This window comes from Pseudomaricurvus albidus, assembly GCF_018863235.1.
In the GTDB taxonomy this organism is placed as follows: domain Bacteria; phylum Pseudomonadota; class Gammaproteobacteria; order Pseudomonadales; family Cellvibrionaceae; genus Pseudomaricurvus; species Pseudomaricurvus albidus.
Genome location: NZ_JAHKRS010000009.1, coordinates 22549 through 42586, shown reverse-complemented (window position 1 = coordinate 42586; position 20038 = coordinate 22549). Strand labels below are relative to the sequence as shown.

At 51.7% G+C, this 20038-nt stretch carries 18 protein-coding genes; 11 read left to right on the top strand and 7 right to left on the bottom strand.

Going from position 1 to position 20038, the window contains the following annotated elements; translation table 11 throughout:
* Positions 1-354: 354 nt before the first annotated feature.
* From KOI40_RS14300 to KOI40_RS14290, 3 genes are all read left to right on the top strand, one after another.
* Positions 355-1722: an aminotransferase gene (locus KOI40_RS14300; RefSeq protein ID WP_216098212.1), complete on the top strand. Its 1368-nt coding sequence runs from the start codon at positions 355-357 to the stop codon at positions 1720-1722.
* Between the two features lie 121 nt (positions 1723-1843).
* Positions 1844-3235, top strand: a complete 1392-nt coding sequence (locus tag KOI40_RS14295) for an APC family permease (RefSeq protein WP_216098211.1) — start codon at positions 1844-1846, stop codon at positions 3233-3235.
* Between the two features lie 94 nt (positions 3236-3329).
* Complete coding sequence (locus KOI40_RS14290) at positions 3330-4097, top strand: enoyl-CoA hydratase/isomerase family protein (protein WP_216098210.1); 768 nt, start codon at positions 3330-3332, stop codon at positions 4095-4097.
* Between the two features lie 12 nt (positions 4098-4109).
* On the opposite strand, the gene rsmI is transcribed toward KOI40_RS14290, so the two are convergent.
* Positions 4110-4952: a 16S rRNA (cytidine(1402)-2'-O)-methyltransferase gene (rsmI, locus tag KOI40_RS14285; protein ID WP_216098209.1), complete on the bottom strand. Its 843-nt coding sequence runs from the start codon at positions 4950-4952 to the stop codon at positions 4110-4112.
* A 56-nt stretch (positions 4953-5008) separates the two neighbouring features.
* Between rsmI and KOI40_RS14280 the strand changes: the two genes are divergently transcribed.
* The 5 genes from KOI40_RS14280 to KOI40_RS14260 all read left to right on the top strand — a co-directional run bounded on the left by KOI40_RS14280 (position 5009) and on the right by KOI40_RS14260 (position 10500).
* Positions 5009-6886, top strand: a complete 1878-nt coding sequence (locus KOI40_RS14280; protein WP_216098208.1) for a penicillin-binding protein activator — start codon at positions 5009-5011, stop codon at positions 6884-6886.
* 67 nt (positions 6887-6953) lie between these two features.
* Positions 6954-7490, top strand: coding sequence for a YraN family protein (locus tag KOI40_RS14275; RefSeq protein ID WP_216098207.1), 537 nt, complete (start codon positions 6954-6956; stop codon positions 7488-7490).
* A gap of 68 nt (positions 7491-7558) precedes the next feature.
* Positions 7559-8146, top strand: a complete 588-nt coding sequence (locus KOI40_RS14270; protein WP_216098206.1) for an SIS domain-containing protein — start codon at positions 7559-7561, stop codon at positions 8144-8146.
* Complete coding sequence (locus tag KOI40_RS14265) at positions 8143-8718, top strand: BON domain-containing protein (RefSeq protein ID WP_233710287.1); 576 nt, start codon at positions 8143-8145, stop codon at positions 8716-8718. The genes KOI40_RS14270 and KOI40_RS14265 overlap by 4 nt, the downstream gene beginning before the upstream one ends.
* A gap of 126 nt (positions 8719-8844) precedes the next feature.
* A complete protein-coding gene (locus KOI40_RS14260; RefSeq protein WP_216098205.1) occupies positions 8845-10500 on the top strand; it encodes an acetolactate synthase large subunit in 1656 nt (551 codons plus the stop codon).
* A gap of 44 nt (positions 10501-10544) precedes the next feature.
* Here KOI40_RS14260 and KOI40_RS14255 read toward each other — a convergent pair whose 3' ends face one another.
* From KOI40_RS14255 to KOI40_RS14240, 4 genes are all read right to left on the bottom strand, one after another.
* Positions 10545-11549, bottom strand: coding sequence for a GGDEF domain-containing response regulator (locus KOI40_RS14255; protein ID WP_216098204.1), 1005 nt, complete (start codon positions 11547-11549; stop codon positions 10545-10547).
* 119 nt (positions 11550-11668) lie between these two features.
* Entirely contained in the window at positions 11669-12100 is a 432-nt protein-coding gene (locus tag KOI40_RS14250; protein WP_216098203.1) for a response regulator, read from the bottom strand.
* Positions 12093-14828 carry a PAS domain S-box protein gene (locus KOI40_RS14245; protein ID WP_216098202.1) on the bottom strand — a complete coding sequence of 912 codons (2736 nt, stop codon included), beginning with the start codon at positions 14826-14828 and terminating at the stop codon, positions 12093-12095. The genes KOI40_RS14250 and KOI40_RS14245 overlap by 8 nt, the downstream gene beginning before the upstream one ends.
* Positions 14829-14900: 72 nt before the next feature.
* Positions 14901-15323, bottom strand: coding sequence for an Lrp/AsnC family transcriptional regulator (locus KOI40_RS14240; RefSeq protein ID WP_216098201.1), 423 nt, complete (start codon positions 15321-15323; stop codon positions 14901-14903).
* Positions 15324-15527: 204 nt separating this feature from the next.
* Between KOI40_RS14240 and KOI40_RS14235 the strand changes: the two genes are divergently transcribed.
* A complete protein-coding gene (locus KOI40_RS14235) occupies positions 15528-16733 on the top strand; it encodes a type III PLP-dependent enzyme (RefSeq protein ID WP_216098200.1) in 1206 nt (401 codons plus the stop codon).
* Positions 16734-16824: 91 nt separating this feature from the next.
* Complete coding sequence (locus KOI40_RS14230) at positions 16825-17382, top strand: aminoacyl-tRNA deacylase (RefSeq protein ID WP_216098199.1); 558 nt, start codon at positions 16825-16827, stop codon at positions 17380-17382.
* Between the two features lie 204 nt (positions 17383-17586).
* Here the strand turns inward: KOI40_RS14230 and KOI40_RS14225 are convergent, their stop codons facing one another.
* Positions 17587-18009, bottom strand: coding sequence for an ExbD/TolR family protein (locus tag KOI40_RS14225; protein ID WP_369413191.1), 423 nt, complete (start codon positions 18007-18009; stop codon positions 17587-17589).
* A gap of 236 nt (positions 18010-18245) precedes the next feature.
* Here KOI40_RS14225 and KOI40_RS14220 point away from each other — a divergent pair, with 236 nt between their 5' ends.
* Positions 18246-18593: a HopJ type III effector protein gene (locus KOI40_RS14220; protein ID WP_216098198.1), complete on the top strand. Its 348-nt coding sequence runs from the start codon at positions 18246-18248 to the stop codon at positions 18591-18593.
* Between the two features lie 109 nt (positions 18594-18702).
* Here the strand turns inward: KOI40_RS14220 and KOI40_RS14215 are convergent, their stop codons facing one another.
* Entirely contained in the window at positions 18703-19998 is a 1296-nt protein-coding gene (locus tag KOI40_RS14215) for a GIY-YIG nuclease family protein (RefSeq protein ID WP_216098197.1), read from the bottom strand.
* Positions 19999-20038 lie beyond the last annotated feature (40 nt).

Genomic DNA, 20038 nt, shown 5'->3' with positions numbered 1-20038 from the left:
TTCCTCATCACTTTTTATAAGCTTAATGGTGTGCAAGCTTTCTTTATGGAAAACGGTTGAATCAACCGCCGTGCCGTCTCTCTCCAAGCGACACTGAATTTATTGTTCTGTAAATGTTTGAGTTTCTGCATAGTACAACTCAACTCTAAAACTCATCACCCCAATAGAACATACCCCCAAGGTGTTGGTTTTCGGTCCACCACTCATAAAAAGTCAACTTTTTAGAAAACCTACACCTTTGGGGTAAACCAATTTCACTGAGGCTGTGCCAAACTGCCCAACATACTGATAACTCAAGTGTTTAGCCTGGCCCCATTTGACCGGCCTTTTTATTGATATTTCGGGAGATTCGTTATGAGCCCAACTCACCCAACTTCTTACTGGCAGGATCTGGATAAAGCCCATCACCTGCACCCGTTCACGGATTTTCAGCAATACCGTAAAACCGGTGGCCGAATATTCAACAAAGCAGAACACATTTACATTTACGACACCGATGGCAACCAGATTCTGGATGGCATGTCTGGCCTGTGGTGCTGCAACCTGGGATACAGCCAGCCGGAGATCACCAACGCCATTAGCGAACAACTGCATCAGCTGCCCTTTTATAACAACTTTTTCAATTGCTCCAACCAGCCCGCGGTAGAGCTGGCCAACGCCCTGGTCGACGTGACCCCCAAACAATTTAATCAGGTGTTTTTCACCAACAGCGGTTCGGAAGCAAATGACACCAATATCAAGCTGGTGCACCGCTATTACGATCTGATTGGCAAGCCAGAGAAAAAACTGTTTATCAGCCGCAACAATGCCTATCACGGCAGTACTGTTGCCGCGGGCTCACTGGGTGGCATGAGCGCGATGCACAAGCAGTACACCGGGCTGAACTATGTACACCACATCCAGCAACCGCACTGGTTTGCCGAAGGCGCCGATCAGGACAAAGAGAGCTTCGGACTTCAGGCCGCCCGGGAACTGGAACGCAAGATCGATGAATTGGGTGAAGAAAACGTTGCTGCCTTTATCGCTGAGCCCGTTCAAGGGGCCGGCGGCGTTATTGTTCCTCCCGCATCTTACTGGCCTGAAATCCAGCGCATCTGTCGGGAGCGGGATATCCTTCTGATCAGCGACGAAGTCATCTGCGGCTTTGGCCGTACTGGTAACTGGTTTGGTTGTGAAACCTATGGTTTTGAACCTGACCTGATGACTTTTGCCAAGGCCGTTACCAACGGTTTTCAACCTCTTGGCGGTGTCATGGTCGGCAACAAGGTGGCGGATGTACTGACCGCCGGCGGCGGTGAGTTTGCCCATGGTCTCACCTATTCTGGCCATCCCGCAGCCTGTGCTGCTGGCATCGCGACATTGAAAGTCTTGCGCGATCAGCAAATCATTGAGACTGCAGCAGAAGACGTCATGCCTTATTTCCAGGCTCAACTGCAATCCCTGAGTGATCATCCTATTGTTGGCGAAGTTCGCGGACAGGGCATGTTTGCAGCACTCGAACTGGTGAAGGACAAACACAGCCACGAGCGACTGGCTGACAATTCCGCTGGCGCCATTCACTGCCGCGATCAGGCAATCCAAAACGGGCTGATGGTTCGCGCCGTAGGCGACTCTCTGGTTACGGCTCCCCCGATCGTGTGCTCACGGGAAGATGTAGACACCCTGATCAACCGTCTCAGCAGCGCCCTCGACACCACCGCAGCTCATTTCAACATCCGCTGATACTGAAATAAGCGGAATACAACAATGTAAATAACGTTATGGGCCAGAATTCTATTCTGGCCCCCTTACAGTGGAAGTTAATTGTTCTACTGACCAACCACCGAATCAGGGTGACCGTACGATGAATACATCTGTTGAACATCGCAAAACACTGGGCCGAAAGGATATGGTCCTGTTTACCGTTTCAGCCATTCTCCTTTTGGATACCCTGGCTGCAGCGGCCTCTGTTGGAGCTTCTGCGATTACCTGGTGGATCTTGCTGGGTTGTATATTTCTCGTACCTTTTGCCTTGATATGCGCTGAAATGGGCTGTGCCTACCCTGAACAGGGTGGCATTTACGCCTGGGTTCGCGATGCTTACGGGCGCCGCTGGGCTTCACGGGCAACCTGGTGCTACTGGGTCAATACGGCCGTCTGGGTGCCGGCAATTTACATTTTATTTGCCGGTATATACAAACAGCTGTTCAATCCCGACCTCTCCCTGGTAGGCCAAATAGGCATAGGTATCGGCCTGACCTGGGTGGCGGTCTTCGTCAACATCATCACCCTGAATGTCGGCAAGTGGATTCCCAACCTGGGAGCAATTCTGAAAGTGGTGATTTTTCTGGCCATTATTGTCGGAGCCATCATCTATATTCAGGATCACGGCATGGCCAATCCGCTCACACTGGAAACCCTTACCCCTGACTGGAGCAGCAGCCTGCAATACATCCCCGCCATCATCTATGGCATGCTGGGGTTTGAGCTGGTCAGCGCGGGCAGTGAAGAGATGAAAGATCCGGCGAGGGATGTGCCCCGTTCAATCCTGATCTCGGGACTCATAATCATTTCCCTGTACATTCTCGGGACGGTCGCCGTGCTGGCAGCGCTGCCCGCGGCCGACATCAATCTGGTCGAAGGGTTGATGGATACCCTGAACCTCTTCTTCGGAGAGACTGCGGGCGGGCAAGCACTGGCACTCACTCTGGGTATTGCCGCCATGTTCACCTTCTTTTCCAATGGTGTTACCTGGGCCATGGGCTGCAACCGGGCCGCCGCCGAAGCCGCCAACGAAGGCGAACTGCCGGCCCTGTTTGGCATCGAAAGCAAAAGCCGTGGCACCCCCATCGGCGCTGCGGTACTGATGGGTATCGTCAGCACCTTAACCCTCAGCCTCTACGGTTTTATGGCCGGCTCCAACGAAGATCTTTTCTGGTCTTTATTCGCCTTCAGTGCGGTCATTTTCCTGCTGCCCTATCAGGGAATGCTGCTGTCTTTTCTGAAAATGCGTCGAATCGACCCTGATCATCATCGCCCCTATAAAATCCCCGGTGGCATGTCAGTGGCCAAACTGCTTACCTATACCTGCTGCGTCGTACTCGGGCTGACCATCGTGTTGTTTGTCTACACTCCGGGTGAAGGCATGCAGTGGCCGGTTCTGATTGGTGTTGTGGTCACCCTGATTATCGGTGAGATGGTCATCCGGGTTGCCGAAACACACAAAGCGGGCGCGGCAGTCGAGGTTGCGGGTTAAACCGCAACCTCTTTCAGCGACGGAGCGGTTATTACCGGCATTTGCGGTATAATCCTGCCCTTGATTCTTGCAGTAGCTATCGGGAGCAGACCCCATGTCGGACAATTCGCAGCGCATCCAACTCAGTATGGAGCAGCACATCGCGACCCTGACGCTCAACATCCCCGAGCGTCACAACGCCCTCTCCAGTGAAGATGTTCAGGCGGTGATTGCCCACCTTGAAACAGTAGAAGCCAACAGCAACATCCGTGTTCTGATTGTGACCGGCAAGGGGGAGAAGACCTTTTGCGCCGGGGCAGCGCTGGATCAAATGGGTTCCGGAGCCCTCAATGGCGATGTCTTCGCCACCATGACCGACAAGCTGGCCGCCCTCGACATTCCCACAGTTTGTGCTTTCAATGGCAGCGCCTATGGCGGAGGCTCAGAACTCGGGCTGGCTTGCGATTTCCGCATCGGCGTTAATGGCATGCGGGTTTTTGTTCCGCCCGCAAGGATAGGACTCTGCTACCCGGTCAATGGCATTGAACGCTTTGTCAGTGTACTGGGCATCAATATGGCCAAACGCATGCTGCTCGCCAGTGAAGAATTTGAGGCTCAGCAGCTGTTGGATCAGGGCTATCTGACCCACCTTGTTGAACGGCCAGAGCTCATCACAACCACTCGCAGCCTGGCCGAACGACTGGCAGGCTACGCTCCGCTGGCACTGGAAGCCATGAAGACCATTGCCAATCAGGCATCCTGTGGTCGCCTGATTCGGGAGGAAGCTCAAGCCCTTCACGATGCCTGTAACGCCTCACAGGATCTGCAGGAAGGCTTTGCCTCAGTCAAAGAAAAGCGCCCGCCAAACTTTCAGGGGCATTGAGGCCTCTGGCACCTAGTTGTTTTGATCCAGAGCCCATTGGTACAGCGCTTTTTTCTTGAGGCCGGTTATCTCTGCCCCCAACTGGCTGGCCTGTTTTACCGACAGATCCTTTAACAAAATCGTCATTATCCGCTCAGCCTCAGCATCCAGGCCCTGATCCTGGGCGGGTTTCGGCTTGCCTCTCACCATCACCACCATCTCGCCTTTGCGCTGATTCGGGTCGCTGGCAACAAATTCTCCCAGCTCTTGCAGCGAGCCTCCGCGAATGGTCTCGAAGGTCTTGGTGATCTCCCGGGCCAGCACCGCCTCACGATCGGCACCAAAAATAGTTGCCATATCCGTCAAACAGTCTTGAATACGATGTGGGGCTTCGTAAAAGATCAGGGTTCGCTCTTCAGACACCAGCGGTTGTAACCGATTAATCCGCTGTCCGCTTTTGGGGGGCAAGAAGCCTTCAAACGAAAAGCGATCGGATGGCAAGCCCGAAGCACTGAGCGCCGCAATCATGGCACAGGCACCGGGAACCGGTACCACGCGTATACCCTCCTGACGGGCGCGGCGAACCAGGCGATAACCGGGGTCGGAAACCAGCGGGGTTCCGGCATCGGAGATCAGCCCCATGGACTCGCCACCCTTGATACGGGAAATTAACGCCTCTACCTGCCGCTCATCGGTGTGGTCGTGATATGCAACCAATGGCGTCGTAATGTGAAAATGATCCAGCAATCGAGCGCTATGGCGGGTATCCTCTGCGGCGATAACGTCAACGGTTTGTAGAATCTCAACCGCTCGCGGTACCATATCGCCAAGATTGCCAATGGGAGTCGCAACGACGTAGAGTGTTTGCTCCGTCATAGTGTGTTCTCTAAATGTTGAATGTGTTTAATGACCGATCATAAAGGCTGGAAAGTATGCGTTTAATCAGCAATATCGGACGGCTTTCCCTCGCCGGCCTCGTCGCATTAAGTTTGTATGGCTGTGGTGGATCGACTCCAACCATCGATCAAACAGGTGGTAAATCCTACGTCAGTATTGATGTAGACAAGGTTTTGGCCGAAGCCGAAGCCAGCCAGTCTCCACAGCGCGAAATTCTGCTGATTCAGGTCGCTCAGCAACTGAATCATGACAGACAGTATGCCCGGGCACTCAACCTGTTGAACACCATCGACCCCGATATTCTGGATAATCGCAATTTTACAGGCTACACCCTGACGTTCAGTGAAACCGCTCTGGCCGATGATTCCTATTTTCTTGCGCAGCGCATTCTAACCAACCCCCGCCTTAACCAACAGTGGCAATCGCTCCCCCAGGAAAGCAAAGTCATTCTGCATCAGCGCAGGGCCGACCTGTTTATGCTGCTTGGTGAGCCCGATGGCAGCATTCTTGAACGAGTGGCGCTGGATTCTTTACTCAGCAAGCAGGAACAGCGCTACAACAACCAGGATCAACTGTGGCAGACACTGATGTCCATGCCGGTTTCCGATCTTCAGAAACAGAGTCAAGCAGCCACAGCGGCAGGCAACCCACAAAGTGAGGTCATCCGCGGTTGGTACAGTCTGGCACTGATCAGTAAAGACAACCAATTCAATCTGGACAAGCAACTGGATCAAATCAACCAGTGGGTGGCCCAATGGCCCCAGCATCCCGCCAGTCAGCGATTGCCCAAGGATTTACAGCTGCTGCAACAGATGATCGCCGAACGTCCTTCGCAGGTAGCCCTGTTGCTGCCTCAGCAAGGTCGCCTTGGCGCAGCGGGTAACGCCGTCCGAGATGGCTTCATTGCCGCCTACTACCAGGCAATGAAAGACAATCGCACCATTCCGTCGCTTAAACTGTATGACACGTCCAAAGGCGATATCATCGATATTTACAACCGTGCGGTTATCGATGGGGCCGAATTGATCATTGGGCCACTGGACAAGGATAAAGTCACCGAACTCAGCCAACATGAAAGCCTGCCCATCCCCACTCTGGCCGTGAATTACAGCGAAGTGGAACAGGAACCGGCTAAAGGCCTCTACCAGTTTGGCCTTTCCGGTGAGGATGAAGCCCGACAAATTGCCCAGCGCGCCTGGATTGAAGGCCACCGCTACGCCTTAATCCTGACCACCAGTGCCAACTGGGGACAACGCAGTGGTGAAGCCTTCCGCCAAGCCTGGGAAGAACAAGGTGGAAAGGTGATCAACATCAGTCAATTTACTGGTCAGGGCGACTACTCTGACGTTATCAAACACGCCCTGCATGTCGATCTGAGTGAAGAGCGCTATAAGAAAATGCGCGTCATGCTCAATCGCCCGCTGGAATTTGAACCACGCCGTCGCCAGGATGCCGACATGGTCTTCCTGGCAGCGCAACCGGGTGAAGCCCGCCAGGTCAAACCCACCCTGGCTTTCCACTACGCCAGTGATATACAGGTCTACGCAACCAGTCAGGTTTACAGCGGCTACAACGACCCCAAAAGTGATCGGGATTTGAACGACATAAAATTCTCGACACTGCCCTGGTTTTTCGACCGTAACAATGCAGAAAAACAAAGCATTAAACAGGCTGCCAATCCATCGCCATCCTATCAGCGCCTCTACGCTCTGGGCGTGGACAGCTACCAACTCTACCCACGTCTAAAACAGCTGGAACAATCACCCTATACACGCCTGTATGGTGTGACCGGGTCGCTGAATATGAACCCTCAACGCCGCATAGAAAGGGAGCAAACCTGGGTCCGCATTGTAAACGGCACCGCTCGAATTTTGCCTTCCGTGGTCAATACACCCACTAGCGAAAAGCTTTAACGCCAGGCTGAGTCATGGACGACTCATACACTGGCACGAAGACAACTTACCGCAAGGATGCTGCACCATGTTTAAAACACCTTCGTTTTTCCTGAAAAAATCTGGTTCGCCCACCGCCAAAAACTCGTCAAAAGTCCCAAATACACTCGCCACCGGGCAGGAAAGTGAACGCCTTGCGGAACAATTTTTACAAACTCAGGGACTAACTCTGGTAGAACGTAATTATCGCTGCAAGGTGGGAGAAATAGACCTCATTATGCGTGATGATGAGCATCTGGTGTTTGTCGAAGTGCGGTTTCGAAAAAGTGGCCGATTTGGCTCGGCCAGTGAAACCATCGATTCTCGCAAACAACAAAAAGTCATTCGGGCTGCTGAACACTATTTGCAAGCCCGCTGGCGCGGATCACTGCCTGCATGTCGCTTTGATGTCATTGCGATTCAGGGAATGCCCAATCCAACACCCAATCCACAAATGGCCTCTCATAAAAGCGGTAACCGCGAAAAACCAACCTTAAATGCCCAACATCCGACAAAGCTTCAATTTTCCTCGACAAACAGACGTCAAAACCCGATAGAATGGATACCCAATGCATTTACACTATAGAGCGGTCATTCTGCAAAACAGCGGATACGTACCGTCAAAACGGCAACCGGGTTAACTGAAGAGACGCTATGGAACAACGTATCATTACCCTCTTTCATGAGAGCATTGAAGCCAAGATGCAGGCGGGCGAGTATCTTGCTCCGCTGCTGTGCGAAGCCAGTGACATTCTGGTTCACTGTCTCCTGAACGAGGGCAAGATTCTTACGGCAGGTAATGGTATTTCAGCGGCTAACGCTCAGGTTCTCAGCTCCTGCCTCAGCAATCATTTTGAACGGGAGCGCCCCAGCCTGCCCGCCATGACGCTGGGCACTGACTTTACCACCCAGACTTCCATCGCCCACGATTACAGCTACAACGATATCTTTGCCAAACAAGTCCGCGCTCTGGGTCAGCCCGGCGACTGTCTGGTACTGATAACCACCAGCGGCAACCCCAACAACCTGGTGCAAGCGGTCGCGGCCGCTCACGAGCGGGATATGAACGTCATCGCCTTTTCCGGGCGGGATGGCGGCAATATTGCCTCGGTACTGGATGCCAATGATCTGGAATTGCGTGTACCGGTGAATTCCCATACACGCCTGCATGAAATCCACCTGCTGAGCATTTTCTGCCTGTGTGACCTGATTGACCAACAGTTATTTGGAGTCGAAGAATGATGTTAACCATCCTGCGCATGAGCCTGATCCCTGTTTTACTCGCCAGCGTCGGCTGTACCACCATCGTGGATGCCACCACCGATGGTCCAATCCAGCTGGACCCTGGTAAACGTTCATGGGGGGCCTTTATTGATGACGAGCAACTGGAGACCGTGGCCAAGGTCAACATCAACAAAGCCGATCCCTGGCTGGATCAAGCCAATATCGATGTTGTCTCATTCAACGGCATCATCCTGTTGACCGGCCAGGTCGCCACCAAAGAGCTGCGACTGAAGGCCGGCAATACCGTTAAGGTGATTCACGGTGTGCGTCAGGTTTTTAACGAAATTCAGGTGCAGGGGCAGACGTCATTACTTGCCAGAACCAATGACACCTGGCTGACGACCAAAGTGAAAAGTGTACTGATCGCCGACAAGGACATCGACAGCAGCCGAATCAAGGTTGTTACCGAAGATGGCGTGGTCTATCTGCTGGGTTTGCTGTCTCAGGCTGAAGCCAATCGGGCTGCCGAGGCTGTCAGCACCATTGGAGGCGTTCAAAAAGTGGTCAAGGCTGTGGAGTATATCAACTGATCGACGTTAAAAACTGACGACAACAGCCTCCCGCTGCCCGGCATTTCGTCTATGCTCTAGGCAATCACTTCGGTCAGGTCATCCGCGGCCTGACCGGGTTACTTGCACACGACTCAGGAGCAGCGCATGAAAGCCTCTGACCTTTTGGTCCAATGTCTGGAAGAAGAAGGCATTGAATATATTTTTGGTGTTCCCGGTGAAGAGAATGCCGATTTCATGATCTCACTGGAGGCCTCCAGTAGTATCCGTTTTATTCTTACCCGCCACGAACAGGGTGCCGCTTTTATGGCGGAAATCTATGGCCGCCTGACCGGAAACCCGGCTGGCTGCCTTGGCACTTTAGGGCCGGGGGCAACCAATCTCATCACCGGTGTTGCCGATTCCAATATGGATCGTGCACCCATGCTGGTGTTAACCGGTCAGGCTGCCTCCACCCGCTTGCATAAAGAATCTCATCAGGTGATGGATGTGGTAGAGATGTTTACCCCGGTCACAAAGTGGGCCACCACCATCTGGCACCCGGAAAATATCCCGGAAATCGTGCGCAAGGCTGTACGTCTGGCCCGCACCGAAAAACCGGGGGCCGTCCATATTGAGTTGCCGGAAGACATCGCCAAACTCAACACGGGAAAAGCACCTTTGCCCGTGCGCAAATTCCGTCGTTCAGTACCCGCTGACAAAATCATGGATATGGCCTTTGAGCGGATCAAAGCGGCCAAACGTCCTCTGATCCTTGCCGGCAATGGGTGTATCCGCAGGCGAGCCAGTAAACAGTTGCGGCTTCTCTGTGAAAAAACCGGTATCGGTGTACTCAGTACCTTTATGGCAAAAGGCTGTGTCGATATGGACGCCCCCTATTGTCTTTATACAATTGGACTCGGCGCCAAAGATATCCCTTCGTGCGCTATAGACGCCGCCGACCTGGTCATCACCCTGGGCTACGACATGGTGGAATACCATCCCAAGCTTTGGAACAGCGGCGATGACAAAGACATCATCCACATCGATTTTTTACCGGCAGAGATTGATGAGCACTATATGCCGGAAATCGAAGTGGTTGGAGATCTCGCACATGCACTGTGGATGCTGAATGAGCGCATTGACGCCCACCACAGTCAACTTGAATTTGATTTGAGCCAGCAAGCCGCTGTACGTCGCGATATGACCGAAGAATTGCTGCATCACGCCGAAGACGATACCGAGGGTTTTATCCGACCTCAAAAAGTCCTGTATGACACCCGTCAACTCATGGGGCCCGAAGACATTCTGTTATCCGATGTGGGGGCTCACAAAATGTGGATCGCCCGTCACTACCAATGTCACGAACCCAACACTTGCCTGATTCCCAACGGCTTCTGCTCCATGGGATTTGCCCTGCCTGGCGCCATAGCTGCCAGCCTGATTTACCCGGACAAGAATATTCTGGCCATCTGTGGTGATGGTGGGTTTTTAATGAATATGCAGGAAATGGAAACGGCAAGGAGGCTCAACAGCCAAATGACAGTCATGGTCTGGGAGGATGGTGGCTACGGACTGATTGGATGGAAACAAACCAACGAATTCGGCCACCACACCGACCTCGCTTTTACCAACCCCGACTGGGTCATGATGGCCAAGTCCTTTGGCTGGCATGGTCATCGTGTCGACAACGCCCGCGACCTGAAAGATACGCTGGAACTAGCCCTCAACGAAGAAGGACCAAGCCTGGTAGTATTGCCCATAGATTACCGGGAAAATCTGGAACTGACACGGAGGCTGGGTGAGCTGACCTGCCCTATATAGTGCGCACACTGATGGCTGGGACCAGCCATCAACGCACCAACAGATCAGTAAATTTCGATACTGCCATCGTCGGATTTTTTACTGCGATACATCGCCTGGTCTGCACGCATCAGCAATTCCTTAAGACACAATCCAGGCTGCCATTCGGCAACTCCGAGACTGACTTTGATCAAATCTTTGGGAGCCTCCGGATGATCTTCCAGATCCAGGGGCTCTATCAAAGTGCCGAGTTTTTTCTCTAACACATCGCGTAAGCTCTGGGTCGATTTGTAATTGGTCAGCACCCAGACAAACTCGTCACCGCCAATTCGGGCAACCAGATCCGAACTGCGCAAATTCCCCTGCAGGCGTTTAGCAAAGTTGATGATGACCTGATCTCCGGCATTGTGTCCCCAGTGATCATTCACACCTTTAAAGTCATCCAGATCCAGCAACGCCACAGCCAGGGTTAATCCATTGCGCTCCAGGTTATTGATCAGGACTTCAGTCTGCTTGAACAACGCATGACGATTTGCCAGCCCGGTCAAGGCATCCTCGTTGGCACGTCGCTCCAATTGCTCCACCAGCGCATGGCGTTCAATAGCATAGGTGATGGTTCTCGACAGCAGAGCAGAACTGGCTTCATTTTTCGGCAAGTAATCTTCGGCTCCCATTTTGATAGCCTGCTCACCTAACTGCTCGTCGTTGACACCAGTGAACACCACCACAGGCACCTGATAGCCCAAGCCGATAAATGCCTCCAGTGTTCTGAGCCCCTGCAATGGTCCCAACCCCAAATCCAGCAGCACTATATCGACCCTGGTGCTCTCAAGCTTTTGCGCCGCCATTTCCAGGCTGTCGCAATGGGCTACCTGAAACGTCTTCCAGCGGGATCGACTCAACATATCATTAACCAGATAAAAATCATCCGGATCATCATCAATGACCATCACACTGATCATACTGACGCCACTCTCCTTTTCTGGATAATCAGTGTGAGAGTCGGCACGGGGTTCAGACATGGTTTCCTGATCTTCCTTAATCACTGTTCCATCATAAACAGGTTTCATTGAAAATTAATAACCTTTTGATATAAAAAGCAAAAAGCTGCCATCTCTTTCATGTGAGTATAGTCAGCCTTTCTTATGACGATAGCCCAAATACAAGGTTTAGAGCTTCCTTTACAGAATCAAGCCTTGCTCTCGTAACGAGCCGCCAGGTTAATCCAGTAATCACAGAGGGTCTGCATCATGGTCACCGCATCAGAATGACGACTGGGCTTGACCAAAAACGTGTTGGCGCCTTGTTCATAAGCCTCTTGAATATCCCGTGAAGAACTCGAAGTGGAATAGATCACAACCGGCAATCCTCGTGTTGCAGCCTTTGATCGCAATTGTTTGAGAATATCCAGCCCCCCCATCGGAGGGAGATTTAAATCGAGCAACACCAGAATCGGCTCAGGCGCCTTTATCAATACCTCTAATTGATCCAGGAACGCAAATCCGGAGTCAAAAAATGATAACTGCACACGCGGTTTAATTTCTTTGATCGCCTGCATGAGCAGATATTGATCATCGAGGTCATCATCCACAAAAACGATATTTAACTCGATATCAGACATATCCCTGTTCCCCATTTGGTATTTCGATGGTAAAACAACTGCCAACACCCACCTCGCTGTCAACCGAGATCTGTCCCTGGTGTCCCCTAACAATCTGCCGACAAATAGACAATCCCATACCGTGGCCCGGTGTCACTTTACTGACCAGACGCTGGAAAGGCTCAAATATCTGCTGGGCGTACTGGCGCTCAAACCCACGTCCATTATCCGCCACAGAAACGAACACGCTGTTTCGCTCGGCCCAGCCATTGACAATAATTCTGGGTGTTTCATTCGGCTTCGCATATCGTATGCTGTTGGTTATCAGATTATGCAACACCTGAACAAAGCCAGCGTGATCGACAAAGAGATCGATGTCATTTTCCAGGATTACCTGAGCCTGTTTTTCTTCCAGCAAGCGAGACAGATCTTCCTTCAAAGCAGAAAGCAAGGCGGACAAGGCAACCACTTCCCGATCGGGTGCTTCACGCGAATAGCGTGATAACTGAAGCAGGCTGTTGATCATCTCCCGCATCCGACCGGCTGCATCGCCGATTCGCTCCAATTCGTAGCGCGCCTCCTGACCACCATTCATGCTTTCAAGATGGTCTTTTAAACGGTGCTGAAGAATATCGGAAAAAGAGGTAATTTTTCTGAGCGGTTCCTGTAAATCGTGAGAAGCCGAGTAGGCAAAACGCTCGAGAGCGGCATTCGACTCTGCCAACGCCTGCTCCACCGCCTTGCGCTCGCTGATGTCCTCTACAACCAGAAGAAAATGACTGTGCACACCATCCTCGTGACTCACCATAGAGGCCGTCAGATTTACCCAGATGATTTCACCATCACCGCGGATACAACGAACTTCTGCAGAACTGCTTTGCCTGCTTCCATCGATCAGCTCCTGAACCATAGTCCACTCGGCCTGCACATCGTCCTTGTGAATGACCTCATAAAATTCTTTTCCGATTAATTCATCATGTTTATAGCGAAAAATCTCACATTGCTTTGCATTCGCCCTCAACCAACGGCCATTGAGTGCAACGTGGGAGATTCCTACCGCAGCCTGTTCAAACGTCGCCGACCAGTCCAAAGCCAACTGTTTGATACGCTCTTCGCGTAACTTGATCGGTGTGACATCCACAAAAGTGCCCAGAATTTCACAGGACGATGATTTTGATAATGTCCCGGAAGAAGTCGCCCTCTCACCCACATGCATCAGCCCGTCGCTTCCCTGATGGTCCAGCTGATGACGGGAGTCGCGCGACAGACACCAGAACCAATGTCCCTGTTTGTGTCTTACCCGGTACTCAATACTGAAAGATTCTTCGCCCCCGCTCTGCGCTACACGTTTAAAATGCTCTTTAACCAGCTCCACATCATCGGGATGGTAGAGAGACAAAAGCCCCGCGTGCTTTTGAATGCGGCTTAAGTCATCAAGGTCATAACCGGAAATTTCGGTATATTGCTCGTTGACGAAAACCACTTCCTGATTGTCAAAATCATAAATGTACATTGCCGCCAGGGACCGGTTCATCACAGCATTCAGGAACTGGGTTTTCTGAGCAATTTCGACTTCCATTTCCTTGACGTCATTAATGTTTGTCAGCGTCCCTGACATCAGGATCGGGTTTCCTTCCCGATCAAACACGGTATCACCACGCACATGAACCCACTCGTAACTGCCGGACTTACACAGTGCTCGACAGACAACGTCGTATTTTTCCTGGGTTTTAATATGCTGCTTAAACATATGCCTCAGATGAGACCGATCCTCGTGGTGCACATGCATCAACCACTGCTTAAATGTCGGATACTTGCCGTGACGGCTGATCTCCATGCCCATCATATCCAGCAGCCGGGCACTGAACCACACATCACCGGTTTCAGCATTCCACTCCCAAATACCGTCATTGGTTGCATCAATAACACGTCTGAGACGATTGGAGTGTTCGAAAAACAGATTTTTGTCAGAAATGACTTCCCCAACATTCACCACAGAAGCAAACGCATGAGTTTCCCCCTCCCACTCATGGGCGGACAAGGAGATTTCCACGGAGATATCGTTGCCGCTTTTGGTTTTTCCCCGAACCAGTCGACCGGCGGTCACCTTGTCTCTGTTTTCAGTGGCACTTAAATACTCATCGACTAAAAAACGGTGATGAAAACTTTTTTCTGGATTTAATAAAATGGAGAGATTTTCGCCAATTAATTCCTCTTCCTCATAGCCAAACATGGACGCCAGAGCATGATTGACAATACGGATTTCCTGTTGGCCATTAATCACCAAAAGTCCTGTGGGAAACAGTTCAAGAGAAAATTTAAAGATTGCCTCACCGCGCTTTTCGATTTCAAGCAAACTGCTGCGAAACTCCTCATCGGAAACCTTTTTCAAAGCCGCCTGATACTGAGCTGGCGAGGGAATGGTCAAGATCTTTCTGAGATTCCGCAATAGCACATAGACAGTTAAAAAGGACACCAATGCCATGACGAACTTGGTAACACCATAAACGCCATAGACACCATACCAGGCCGAGGAAACGGCTATCAGATGGACAATCCCGGCACACAAAAACAACACCGATAACAGGGTAAGCATGCCCCGAAATTTCATGTCCGGACGTCGATAGACGACGTAGAGAATGATCAACGGTATTAGAAAGTAGGACACAGCCGCCAGCATATCGGCAACGATGTTGAGCCACATAAAACTGGCCGGCCAATTCTCTCCAACGACCTCTACAGATTCCACAGACCTGCTCCTTTGGTATTAAGCGATCAAACAGATTTACTGTTTGTTGACGATCATAGAAACAACCATTTTTCATCCACGCTCAAATTTTTTCGATAAAAGTACCGAGCTGTGTGAACGTAACACACCTTGCACCTGAGAGACCTGATCCATGGCACGATCCAGAGATGCCGTGGTCTCTGCCCTTAACTCTGCAATCAGATCATATTCTCCACTGATGGAAGACAATGAATAAATCTGCTCAATTTTTTCCAGAGCCCTGACAACTGGCCCCAGCAGTTTTTGATCGGTGGCAATCAACATATAAGCGGCCACCTGTGAGTTGACGAATTCATCACTCAGAGTAACCGTATAACCCCGAATGATTCCCCGACGCTCAAGTTGCTGCATGTGATTCTGTACGGTCAGACGACTGACACCGAGCATTTTTGCCAAATCGGAGACGCTGGTACGCGCATTTTGCGACAGAAGCCGTACCAATTTCCGGTCAAGCACGGATAACTCTTCCATTATGTCTGAGCCCCCACCTCGCAGGAGAAATCCACAAAATTAGTCATATTGCTAATAACACTTATCAATTTGTTAAGTTTAGTACCATTTTTAATAGATTATGGATATTCAATGTCCTGGAATTGCGACCTAGGCTTACAGTCAAGTGTGAACTCATGGTGGAACATTACTGACGACAGGAGCAGAGCTATGACAACGGACGCTTTCACTGCAGGACAGAGATCAACAAGTGACAATCGTCAGCGCGCACCCCATTCCTATCAGGGCCCTGAATTAATCCTCGATCTTGCCGCCGTAAGACAACAGGCAAAGCGCTTTGCCAAAGCGCTACCGCGCGTTCGTCCTCACTACGCGGTCAAAGCCAATCCACACCCGGAAATTCTGAAATGCCTCAAACAGCTAGGCATTAATTTTGAGATCGCCTCACTGGGAGAACTGCACGCGCTGCAACAACTGGGTGTGCCCGGTTGCAATATCATCTTCAGCAACCCCATCAAACCCCCCGAAAGCATTCGCGCTGCCTGGGATTACCAGATCCAGTGGTATGCGTTCGACAATCTGGATGAACTGAAGCGACTGCACAAGCATGCGCCCAACGGGAAATATGAACTGCGCATTACTACCGATGACAAGGACGCGATTTGGCCACTGAACAGCAAGTTTGGCGCTGACCCGCAAAGTGCAGAAGAGCTTCTCTGTTACGCCGCGCAACACCGGCTGAATATTGCAGGCATTGCCTTCCATGTTGGCTCACAGTGCCTCAACCCACAAAGCTGGAACAACGCCATACAGCGCAGTCTGGAGCTGTTCCAGCGCATGCACGAACTCGGACTGAAGCCAAAACTCCTCAATCTGGGAGGCGGTTTTCCGACTCGGGTAACGGACAAGGTACCCACCATTGAAGCTATCGGTACCGAGCTACGCCATCTTCTTGATGCCATACCCTCTGACATCGATATTGTTGCCGAGCCCGGACGTTTTCTGGTGGCCTCAGCCGGGACACTGCACTGCCAGATCATCAGCACAGCAGTCAGGCAGCATCAACCCTGGGCCTATCTGGACTGCGGCTATTACAGCGGACTGATCGAAATGAATGAACCTTTTGGTTTCATGCTGAACAGTGAGCGTGAGGGCCCGACTCAGGAGTGGGTGATTGCCGGCCCCACCTGCGATGCCCTGGATCGCTTTACACCGCTCTATCAGCTACCCATTGGCAGCCAGGCCGGTGATCGTCTCAGCATTGCTCACACAGGCGCCTATTGCAGCAGCTGTGCCTGTGAATTCAACGGATTTTCGCCGCCCCGGATCATCATTATCGACAGCGAACGCCTAGCCGACAATGATTCAGATAAAGCACCGGCACAAACCGGTCTGTGCACTGTATTGTCAGTTTAGGCTTATACTTAGGAAGAAAACCCACAGAGGGCATCAAACACGACACCAGGAAGACTTTATCCACTCTCGGGGATATCTCAGGAGACAGGTTATGGGAGTTGCTATTACCCTGGAAAATTTCCTTAAATCCCAGAAAGTCCGGTACGACCTTCTGGAACACCGTTATACCGAAGGGTCTCACAACACCGCCAAATGTGCGGACATCCCCTCGGGGCAATTAATCAAAGGCGTGGTTTTCCGCGACGAAGACTTCTTCTATACCATGGCCATCGTACCTTCAAGCAATCGCGTCTTGCGCCACACCCTGAACGAAGTCCTCGGACGCCGTCTGGAATTGGCAGATGAGGAGGAATTGGACAGTTTGTTTTTCGACTGCGAGCACGGCGCCATCCCCTCCTTTGGCCAGGCGTACGGCATCAACGTCATCTGGGATGATCAGATTGCCGAAGCCAGTGAGCTTTGGCTGGAGGCCGGTGATCATCAGCACCTGATCCACCTGAAACGGCGGGATTTTGACCGTCTGATGAGACATCATTTGCACGACACCATCAGCGGCACTCGCAGAAGGCCATCACAAAACCGCCCACCGCCTGAATCGCTGATGCCGCCCGCACCATCCGCTCAAACTTCACAGTCATATCAACAGTGATGTGATTTCTACAGGCACAAAAAAAGCCACCCGCAGGTGGCTTTTTTTAGATCGCTTAATCAAGCTTTTTTATCAGAACCGTGGAACGGACTCTAATTGCCAATCGGCTGGACTACACCGCGCAATATGCTTACCAGGTCAATGCCTGTCAAACTCATGAATTCGAGTCAGCTCCGCAGTCCCTCGCAGAACTTCAGCTAAGACTTACTTCTTTTCTTCAGGTGGCAGCAGGGAAACGTTGTACACCTTCGCTTCGCGCGCCGCATCAGCTACTGCTACGAACACTTTGGCTGTAGAGTTTGCATCTGCTTTCACAACAACTGGAGCCTGTGGCTTCTCGGCGTGAACACGCTCGATATTAGCTCGCACAGCACGGATATCGATACGACGATCATCCATCCAGATTTCATCGTTGGCCTTAACAGTTACCACAATCGCGGCATTGTCATCATCGGTTTGCTGCTGATTTTCATTAGGATCAGGCATGTTCACATCGATGGTCGACTCTTTGACGAATGATGCAGTCACAATGAAGAAAATCAACATAATGAATACAACGTCCAGCATCGGAGTCAAATCGATTTCGCTGTTATCCTCTTCGGCACCGCGGCCTTTTCTGCGTCTCACTTTACTACTACCTCTTAATTAAGCCTGACCGAAAACCGGTCTTTCTGTTCGTTATAGTCTGCGTTATAACAATCGCTTCTTTCAGAGTATCTAAACTCAGGTCAGGCATCTTACCAGCTAATTTGCAAAGACACTAACACTCGAAACCCACTGCCACAGTTTGTTAAGCTAGCGTCCTAAAACCGAGAAATTGGTATCACTTTCAGCAACATACTGTCACTTAAGGTAACAAAAGAATGTCCATTGATGACTTTTTAAACACTCTGAGAAACACCCCTGACACCGTCGATTTCACCGACACCATGGCCATCATCGAAGCCAACTACCAATTTACCCCGACTCGGTTCAAAAATGGCGATTTAACCAACGAGCCCGAGCAGAATCAGGGTTCCTGCAAACTGCTCGCGTTCGCCAAGCTTCAGGGGCTGGATGCAGAGCACACACTGGCCTGCTTTGGTCAGTATTATCGCCAGGACGTGCTGAACCACCCAGAAGGCACTGACCACCAGAATATTCGTAACTTTATGAAGCACGGCTGGGAAGGGATTGCATTTGAAGGGGAGCCTCTCACCCCCAAAGGCTGAAAAGCTGAATAGTGCCGACAGCCGACAATCAGACTCACCAGGCGGTTAAGTCCTGCCGCTGGACATGATAAGCACTGCGCCAGAATCCATCCTGGCGCCCACAGAGAAGTTAACGGCGGCGTTTAATCTTCTCTGCCTCTTTCGCTCTGGCTTCCAGCCTGGCGAGGATATTGGCCATTTCCTCAGCCTCTGCCGCTCTCTGAGCCTGTTTTTCTGCCATTCTGGCCGCTTTTTCCTGCTCAATAGCCTCTTTGATGCGCTTTTCTTTGGCGCTGGAGCCAGTACGCCCTGCGGCCAGCTTCAGCGTAGAGCGTTGCTCTGCGGGCTTTTTGGCAGCCAATTTCTTGCTCGTCGTGGTTTTCTTGCTCGCAGACACCCCATTGGTGGCAGTGACTTTCGTCGATACCGACGCAGAACCGTTGAAATCTTGAGATGCTGTACTGGCGGCGGCCTCTTTTCGGGCTTCAGCTTTCTGTTTTGCCCGACGGGCAGCAGCGGCCTGTTTGGCCTTCTCGGCATTGGCTTTCTTGGTCGCCATGCGGCGCATCTCGATCCGTGCCATGACCGCATTCATCTCGGCTTGATCATCACGGCCGTTGGTATGACGCAGGTTTTCACGACGCTCCCGCTCCGCCTCAATGGCTTCGCGGATGCGTTTCTCTTTTGCTGCAGATCCTGTCCGCCCCGTAGCCAGCTTTTCCGGTGCGGCTGGTTTGGCAGCGGTTTTAGCCGTCGCTGAAGATGTTCCTGACTCTCGCTCGCGCAACAGTCTGGCCTGAGCTGCTTTCATCGCCTCAAGGCGCGCCTGCATTTTTTGCTCTTCATCTTCTGGTGGTTTTTCAGCCACCGGAGACGTGTCAGCGTTCTGTCTCGCCTCAAAAGCCGGGGCCGACTGAGGCGACTCTGGCGAAACGGGAAGGTGGTCACTGGCTTCTGCAGAAACCTTAACCTCATCCGAAGGGCTCTCAGCCTCCTGAGAAGCCCTGTCCGCAGCGGTCTTCCGGGCCTCGGAAGTCAGTCCTTCAAGGGCATCGTCTTCATCCAGAGGCCCCTCTTCACTCATGGCCTCTTCAAAAGCCGCCATCAAGGCTTTCATACTGGCGGATTGCACTGCCTGGGTACTGCGACCGGCAGACTTGCCACGGCTGGACTTGATCGGCTGGGCACCCAGCTCCTCTTTGGCTTCACGCATGGACTCACGCGCCTCAGCCGGACTCTCACCATAAGCCCAGGTATCCACCTCAAAAGCGGCGGCACCGTGCTCACGCAATTGTTGAAAAAACTGTCCACTGGTGCCGCTTTCGGCCTGGGATAAGAGGTCTGCCCATTCCTCTTCAACACTCTCTCTGGCAGTCCCAACATAGACATCTTGGGTTTGTAAATTGGTGGCGGTAAAGACAATCACCCAGCACTACCTCTGCTTAAACTTCTCAAATAATCATTTG